The following is an 8,139-nucleotide window of genomic DNA, read 5'->3' on the forward strand; positions in this document are numbered from 1 at the left end:
AATACGAAACATAATCGAATAAGTGGAGGCGCCTTGTTCAGCCCCGACAAAACGATCCTTATGTTTCAAACTAAATCTTGATAAAGAAGGGTAGATGCATTAAATGGAATTATGGTTTACTGAAAAACAAACAAAAAACTTTGGAATTACTGCTAAAATTAATAAAACTTTACATACAGAGCAAACTGAGTTTCAAAAGCTTGACATGGTAGAGACAGAAGAGTTTGGAAACATGCTTATTTTAGATGGTATGGTTATGACAACTCAAAAGGATGAGTTTGTTTACCACGAAATGGTTGCGCATGTACCTTTATTCACACACCCAAATCCTGAAAACGTGTTAGTTGTAGGTGGCGGTGACGGTGGTGTTATTCGCGAAGTATTAAAACACCCAAGCGTAAAGAAAGCTACTCTAGTTGAAATCGATGGAAAAGTAATTGAGTACTCTAAAATATACTTACCTGAAATTGCAGGAAAATTAGAAGATCCACGTGTAGAAGTAAAAGTAGACGATGGATTTATGCATATTGCAAATAGTGAAAATGTATACGATGTAATTATGGTAGACTCAACTGAACCAGTTGGTCCTGCAGTTAACTTATTTACAAAAGGCTTCTATGCTGGTATCTCTAAAGCATTAAAAGAAGATGGTATTTTTGTAGCTCAAACGGACAACCCATGGTTTACTCCTGAGTTAATCACACAAGTTCAACGTGATGTAAGAGAAATCTTCCCAATCACTCGTTTATACATTGCAAACATTCCAACATATCCAAGTGGAATGTGGACATTTACAATCGGTTCGAAAAAACATGATCCACTTGAAGTAGAAGAGAATCGTTTCTTCGATATTGAGACAAAATATTATACTAAAGAGCTACACAAAGCAGCGTTCGTATTACCAAAATTTGTAGCTGATCTTACTAAATAAGGGGGCTTTATTATGCGTTTTGATGAAGCTTATTCTGGAAATGTATTCATAAAGAGTCATCCAAGCTTTGAAGAAAGTAAAGCAGTTATTTATGGTATGCCTATGGATTGGACTGTAAGTTTCAGACCAGGCTCTCGTTTTGGTCCTGCGCGTATCCGTGAAGTTTCAGTTGGATTAGAGGAATATAGTCCATATCAAGATAAAGAACTTGAAGAAGTTAAGTATTTTGACGCAGGGGATATTCCACTACCATTTGGTAATGCTCAAAGAAGCCTTGATATGATTGAAGATTATATTGACGGCTTATTAGCTGAAGGCAAATTTCCTCTAGGAATGGGTGGGGAGCATCTTGTATCATGGCCAGTAATGAAAGCTATGTACAAGAAATACCCTGATTTAGCTATTATTCACTTTGATGCTCATACTGATTTACGTGATTCATATGAAGGTGAGCCATTATCTCACTCAACACCAATTAAAAAAGTTTGTGATTTAATTGGACCAAAAAATGTTTATTCATTTGGAATCCGTTCTGGTATGAAGGAAGAATTTGAATGGGCTAAAGAAGTTGGAATGAATTTATTCAAATTCGAAGTGCTTGAGCCGTTAAAGAAGGTACTTCCAACGCTTGCTGGACGTCCAGTATATGTAACAATTGATATCGATGTATTAGATCCTGCACATGCTCCTGGAACAGGAACTCTTGAAGCAGGTGGTATTACATCAAAAGAAATGCTTGATAGCATCTTAGCAATCGCGAACAGTGATATTAACGTTGTTGGGGCAGATTTAGTAGAAGTAGCTCCAGTTTACGATCATGCAGAGCAAACTCAAGTTGCGGCAAGTAAATTTATTCGTGAAATCTTATTAGGTTGGGTAAAATAATTAGATTTGTAAAAGGCGATTTTTCGTTCATTAGGACGAGAATCGCCTTTTTATATTGAATTTGAAATTGAAACAATTGAGGCCACGTAAAAAATAATTTACTTAAAATGTAAAAACTTTATTGATAATGATAATCATTACCTTTATAATTGAGAACGATTATTGTTATCAAGTTATGGGAGAAGAGAAGATGAAAATGAAAAAAGGGGTAAGAAAATTTATTTTAACTCTACATTTGGTGTGCAGCTTAGTTTTTGGCCTTTTTATTATTGCTGTTTGTGCAACGGGTAGTGTATTAGTGTTTGGGAATCAGATTGAACATGTATTAAATCCGCAGTATTTTAAGCCTGCAAGTAGTGAAAGAAATATTGGAATTAAAGAAGCAGAAAAGATTTTCCTTGAACAATACAAAGGTTTTCAAATTTCGAGGATGGATGTGCCTTCAAAGTTAACAGATGTATATCATGCAAGTATGTCAAAAGGACATAATGAAATTGATGCATATGTTGATCCTAGCAATGGCAAATTATTAGGCAATTTCGATAGAGAGAAATCAGTCGTTTCTTTTGTTAAAGAGTTACATACACATTTATTATTAGATGATATTGGTGAAACAATTATTGGTATCGTTGCAATTGCATTTATTATCATTCTTATTACAGGTATTTATTTATGGTATCCAGGTATTAAACGAATGTTTAAAAGCTTAAAAATTAAATGGAATAAAAGTCAAATGGCAAAAAATCTATCATTACATAATTTCATAGGGGTTATTACTTTACCATTTTTACTTGTTGTAGCAATAACAGGAATGCTATTTCCATTCCAAGAAAAGATTGAAGAATCTTTAAAATTGAAATTTACATCGAATTATCCTGAAGAACTTAAATCAGTTGGTAATGGTAAACAACAAATAGGATTAGATACGATAACTGCCCAAATTAATAAATTACATCCGGAAGGTGAGTTATACAAGTTAAGACTTCCATCGGATAAAGAAGGTGTTATAGAAGCCCAATTAAGTGATGGCAGTTACGATCCTGAAGGTAAAGGAAATACAAGTGAATTTTTCGATCAATTTTCTGGAAAGCATTTAGGAACTTTTTCGAAAAATACAGAAACAGCCTATGATAAATTCTTTATTTGGCGAGAAAGTTTACATAGAGGAACTTTTGGTGGTGTGTTCGTAAAAACAATTTATGCTGTAGTTGGAATAGCTCCACTCGGTTTAGGAATAACTGGTATTACAATGTGGGCGCTAAAACGAAAAAATAAAGTTAAAAAAATGAGCAAATTACAGCAAACGGCTTAAGACGAACAGAATTTTACATGGAAGTATGATAACGATATTCGGTTAAGTATGTGTTAGAACCCGAAAGAAAATGCGCTAAAAACGTATTTATCTTTCGGGTTTTTTGTATCGGGGACAAATATGATTATTTGTACTGTTTTCATAGTAAAACAACAATTTTGTAGAAAGATAAAAATAGAAAAATGTACAAAGTTAACGTTGACGTTAACGATACATTGGGAGTAAGATAAATAAGTGATATAAAAAATTTAAATTCATTTCGAAAGGAGGCAATGATTTGCTATACAAAATAGATGATGTAGCGAAAGAATGTGGATTAACAAAGCGCTCGATTCGGTATTACGAAGAAATCGGTCTAATCTCTCCCCCTGAAAGAAGTGAAGGAGGATTTCGACTTTATTCTGATTTGCATATCGAACGTCTAAAGAAAATAATGAACGTTCGCGATGTTCTTGGTTTTTCTTTGCAGGAGGTCCAGGCATATATGGCAATTAGTGAGGCGTATGAAGAATTCCGATTACATTATAGAGAAAATAAGGAAAAAATGAATGAAGATGAAAGAAAAGAAAATCTTCTAGGAGCAGAAGCAATACTTGCTCAACAATTAAAAATGATTGAAGAGAAACTTAAAAAAATGAACGATATTCGAGATGAAATGAATGAGATGTATCAGAGGGTAAAAAAAGCATTAGAACAATAAATATTATGGGAGATGGATGAATTATGTCAAACTTGGCAGATGGTAAAAAGCAAAAGACAAATGTAAATCAAAAATCTGGTCTTTTGAATCAGCCAAAAGCTATATGGGCTGTTGGTTTTGCTTGTATTATCGCATTCATGGGAATTGGATTAGTTGACCCGATTTTACCAGCAATTGCTGAAAAGATGCATGCTTCTAAAAGTGATGTAACGCTTCTTTTTACAAGTTACAATTTAGTAATGGCATTCGCGATGTTAATAACAGGTTTTATCTCTTCACGTATTGGAATTAAGTGGACACTTCTTTTAGGCATACTAATTATTGCAGTCTTCGCGGGTCTTGGAGGAAATTCAAACAGTATATGGGAATTAGTATGGTTACGCGGAGGTTGGGGTCTAGGTAACGCGCTATTCGTTGCGACTGCATTATCTGCTATAGTTTCACTATCTAGATCAGGTGTTGCACAATCGATTATTTTATACGAAACTGCGATTGGTCTTGGGATATCAGTTGGTCCATTATTAGGTGGAGAATTAGGTTCAATCTCTTGGAGAGGTCCATTTTTTGGTGTTGCTTGTTTAATGGTAATTGCATTTTTATCTCTTTCCTTTATGATGCCAAAAACACCTATAACACAAAATACGAAAAAAGCATCGTTCCTTGATCCATTTCGTGCTCTAAAACATAGATCACTATTAACATTAGGGATTACAGCATTTTTATATAACTTTGGATTCTTTACTTTATTAGCATTCTCACCATTCTATATGGGATTAAAGGAACATGGTTTAGGATTTGTATTCTTAGGATGGGGACTTTTATTAGCAATTACATCTGTATTTATGGCACCAAAATTACAAAAAAAATTCGGTACACTTAAATCGATGTATGCTATGTTAGCACTTTTCGCTATAACACTTATCGTTATGGGAATTGGAACTGATACGAAAAGTGTAATTATTGTTTGTGTAATAATTGCAGGTGCATTTTTAGGAAATAACAATACATTAATTACAACAGCAGTAATGCAAGCAGCTCCAGTTGAACGTTCAACAGCATCAGCTGCATATAGTTTTTTACGTTTCCTTGGTGGAGCGATTGCACCATATTTAGCAGGTAAACTTGCCGAATGGTATAATCCACATGTACCTTTCTATGTAGGTGGATGTTTTGTATTACTATCTGTACTTTTCTTGTTTATTAATAAAAAGCATTTAATTCATATTGATAAAGCAGAATCTGCACATTAAGATAATCCGGAATTTCAAAATCAATGGTGAAAACCCGCTAGGAATTACGTATTCCTGGCGGTTTTTTTTTCTTGAATATGAAAAACAAAAACCAGCCCTTTACGAGCTGGTTTTCATGGTCCGAAATGACCGAACATCATCAGATAAACGATGAAGCCGATCAGTGCGAGTAATCCGATTAATGCTGCTGTAAAACTGCCGAACATGATTGATTTTCGTTTGAAAATGAACCACAGAATAAGTCCAACAATGAATGGCACGAAAAAGGAGTACAAATAAATGAGAAAAATACTCGATAACGAAATGATTCCAATACCTAGCCCAATGAAAAATAGTTTGCTAGATGATAGTTGTGCAATTGTTTTCATAAAATCCCCTTTTATTCTTCATATGTTCTTTATTGTCTCACAAACAGTTTTCAATTGAAAACAAAAATCCTCCCTACTTTCATGACAAGATTATTTTGTTAGTAAGTGATGCAATTGAAATCGAATGACGTTCAATGAGTAATAGTTCCTGCATTTTTAGATTTGATCAGTTGAAATAAATATGGCCGAAATTCACCATTATAAAGAACGAAGCTACAGATATTATGAAAAAAAAGTGCTATGCAATATTTTAGAAACAAGAAAGTACCCCAATTTTTCAGATAGCCATATTATTTTGTTCATTCTAATGAATATTTTTCACAATTTTTTTGTTACCTATTTTATTTTTTTTATTAGATTATGCTAAAATGGGAAAAGATGATTTTTGGATGTGATTCGTTACGTTCATGGGGAGAAAAGGACGTGTAAAAGTGAAAGGACAACAAGGCATACCTGTCTCAATTGACTTTGAGACTTTGATAAAAGATCCGCACGGGCGTGATAAAGTCAGTTTTCAAGCAAATGGCCTATACTATAAAAAAGATGATGTTTCATATTTATTATTTGATGAAAATCACGAGGACCGAAAAGTAAAGGCTACTATGAAAATAGGTAAAGGGGAAGTAACAATTATTCGTAATGGCGGAGTTATGATGCGTCATCAATACCGAGTAAATGAAACAACTGAAGGTACTTTCTCAAATGAATTAGGTGTATTTCAAACGAAAGCATATACGAAAAAACTACAATTTCTAGTATCTGAAGGACCTTTAAAAGGGGTACTTCAATTAGGATATAAGTTATTCGTAGGAGATGAAAATGCTGGGTCGTATAACATTACAGTATCAATTAAGGAGGCAACGATATGAATACATTAGAACAAGTAAAAAGTCGTTTGAAAAATGAAATCGAAGCTGCGGTATTAAAAGCAGGATTAGCAACGGAGGAACAATTACCACAAGTCGTATTAGAATCACCAAAAGATAAAGCGCACGGAGATTTTTCAACAAATATGGCGATGCAATTAGCACGAGTTGCTAAAAAGGCTCCTAGAATGATTGCAGAAGAGTTAATTAAAACTTTTGACCAAAGTAAAGCAAGCATTCAAAAAGTAGAAATTGCTGGACCAGGTTTCATTAATTTTTATATGGATAATAGTTATCTTACTGATTTAATTCCAACGATTATTAAATCGGGAAATGAATATGGCCAAACAAATTTTGGTAACGGTGAAAAGATTTTAGTTGAGTTTGTTTCAGCAAACCCGACAGGAGATTTACATTTAGGTCATGCTCGTGGAGCTGCATTTGGAGATTCATTATGCAATATTTTAGACAAAGCAGGTTATGAAGTAACCCGTGAATATTATATTAATGATGCTGGAAACCAAATTAATAATTTAACTTTTTCGGTAGAAGCTCGTTATATGCAAGCACTTGGAATGGATAAAGAAATGCCAGCAGATGGCTATCATGGCTCAGACATTATTGGGATCGGTAAAACTTTAGCTGCTGAATTCGGTGACCGTTATGTGAATGAACCAGAAGAGGCTCGTTACAAGTTCTTCCGTGAGTACGGTTTAAAATTAGAAATGGAAAAACTACAACGAGATCTACGTAATTTCAGAGTAGAATTTGATGTGTGGTATTCAGAAACTTCATTATATCAAAATGGCAAAGTGTTAGAGGCTCTTGATGATTTAAAACAACGTGGTGAAACATATGAAGAAGAAGGAGCGACTTGGTTCCGTTCTACAACATATGGTGATGATAAAAACCGTGTACTAATTAAAAGCGATGGCTCTTATACTTATTTAACTCCGGATATCGCTTACCACCGAGACAAGCTTAGTCGTGGCGCAGATAAATTAATTGATATTCTTGGGGCTGACCATCACGGATACATTCCTCGAATGAAAGCAGCAATTCAAGCATTAGGATATAATGCTGATACGCTTGAAGTAGAAATTATCCAAATGGTTCAGTTATATCAAGATGGTGAAAAAGTTAAAATGAGTAAACGTACAGGTAAAGCTGTAACGTTACGTGATTTAATGGAAGAAGTAGGTACGGATGCAACTCGTTACTTCTTTGCAATGCGCGGTTGTGACTCACATTTAGACTTTGATATGGACTTAGCTGTTTCTAAATCAAATGAAAACCCTGTGTATTATTCACAATACGCTCACGCTCGTGTTTGTAGTATTCTTCGTCAAGGAGAAGAAATGGGTATTGTTTACAATGGAGAAGCTGATTACAGCCTTGTTTCATCTGAAAAAGAATATGAGTTATTAAAGAAATTAGGAGAATTCCCAGCAGCGGTTTCATTAGCTGCTTCAAAACGTACTCCGCATCATATTACAAACTATGTGTTTGAATTAGCGGGTACATTCCACAGCTTCTATAATGCAGAAAAAGTATTAGATGCTGAAAATGTTGAAAAGTCAAAAGCTAGACTAGCTTTAATGAAGGCAGTTCAAGTTACGTTACAAAATGCATTAGCTTTAGTTGGAGTTTCTGCACCAGAAAAAATGTAAATAGCAAATTAAAAGTACCATGCCCTAATATAGGGTATGGTACTTTTTTGTTAACTTAATCAAATTTCCAAAGTATTATTTTGTATTTTTTTAGTAAGTTATTTTATAAAACTTTGTTGGTAAATAGGGAAAAATAACAAGTTTCACCAATTTTTTA

General features: G+C 34.0%; 8 protein-coding genes. 7 read left to right on the plus strand and 1 reads right to left on the minus strand.

What is annotated here, in order from left to right; genetic code table 11:
- Positions 1-103: 103 nt before the first annotated feature.
- The 5 genes from speE to CN514_RS07510 all read left to right on the plus strand — a co-directional run bounded on the left by speE (position 104) and on the right by CN514_RS07510 (position 5,078).
- The gene (gene speE / locus CN514_RS07490; RefSeq protein ID WP_025671010.1) at positions 104-931 is read left to right on the plus strand and encodes a spermidine synthase; all 828 of its coding nucleotides are present in this window, start codon (positions 104-106) and stop codon (positions 929-931) included.
- A 12-nt stretch (positions 932-943) separates the two neighbouring features.
- Entirely contained in the window at positions 944-1,816 is an 873-nt protein-coding gene (gene speB, locus CN514_RS07495; protein WP_098232059.1) for an agmatinase, read from the plus strand.
- 190 nt (positions 1,817-2,006) lie between these two features.
- Positions 2,007-3,128: a PepSY-associated TM helix domain-containing protein gene (locus tag CN514_RS07500; RefSeq protein WP_176525825.1), complete on the plus strand. Its 1,122-nt coding sequence runs from the start codon at positions 2,007-2,009 to the stop codon at positions 3,126-3,128.
- Positions 3,129-3,405: 277 nt separating this feature from the next.
- A complete protein-coding gene (locus tag CN514_RS07505; protein ID WP_098232061.1) occupies positions 3,406-3,828 on the plus strand; it encodes a MerR family transcriptional regulator in 423 nt (140 codons plus the stop codon).
- 23 nt (positions 3,829-3,851) lie between these two features.
- Entirely contained in the window at positions 3,852-5,078 is a 1,227-nt protein-coding gene (locus tag CN514_RS07510; RefSeq protein WP_098232062.1) for an MFS transporter, read from the plus strand.
- Positions 5,079-5,191: 113 nt separating this feature from the next.
- On the opposite strand, the gene CN514_RS07515 is transcribed toward CN514_RS07510, so the two are convergent.
- On the minus strand, positions 5,192-5,446 hold the full coding sequence (locus CN514_RS07515; protein WP_098232063.1) for a hypothetical protein: 255 nt from the start codon (positions 5,444-5,446) through the stop codon (positions 5,192-5,194).
- A gap of 431 nt (positions 5,447-5,877) precedes the next feature.
- On the opposite strand from CN514_RS07515, the gene CN514_RS07520 reads away from it, so the two are divergent.
- Both CN514_RS07520 and argS read left to right on the plus strand, forming a co-directional pair.
- On the plus strand, positions 5,878-6,315 hold the full coding sequence (locus CN514_RS07520; protein ID WP_056469204.1) for a YwiB family protein: 438 nt from the start codon (positions 5,878-5,880) through the stop codon (positions 6,313-6,315).
- Positions 6,312-7,982, plus strand: coding sequence for an arginine--tRNA ligase (gene argS / locus CN514_RS07525; protein WP_098232064.1), 1,671 nt, complete (start codon positions 6,312-6,314; stop codon positions 7,980-7,982). Before CN514_RS07520 ends, argS begins: the two co-directional genes overlap by 4 nt.
- Positions 7,983-8,139 lie beyond the last annotated feature (157 nt).

Source organism: Bacillus sp. AFS001701 (genome assembly GCF_002559405.1).
GTDB lineage: Bacteria > Bacillota > Bacilli > Bacillales > Bacillaceae_G > Gottfriedia.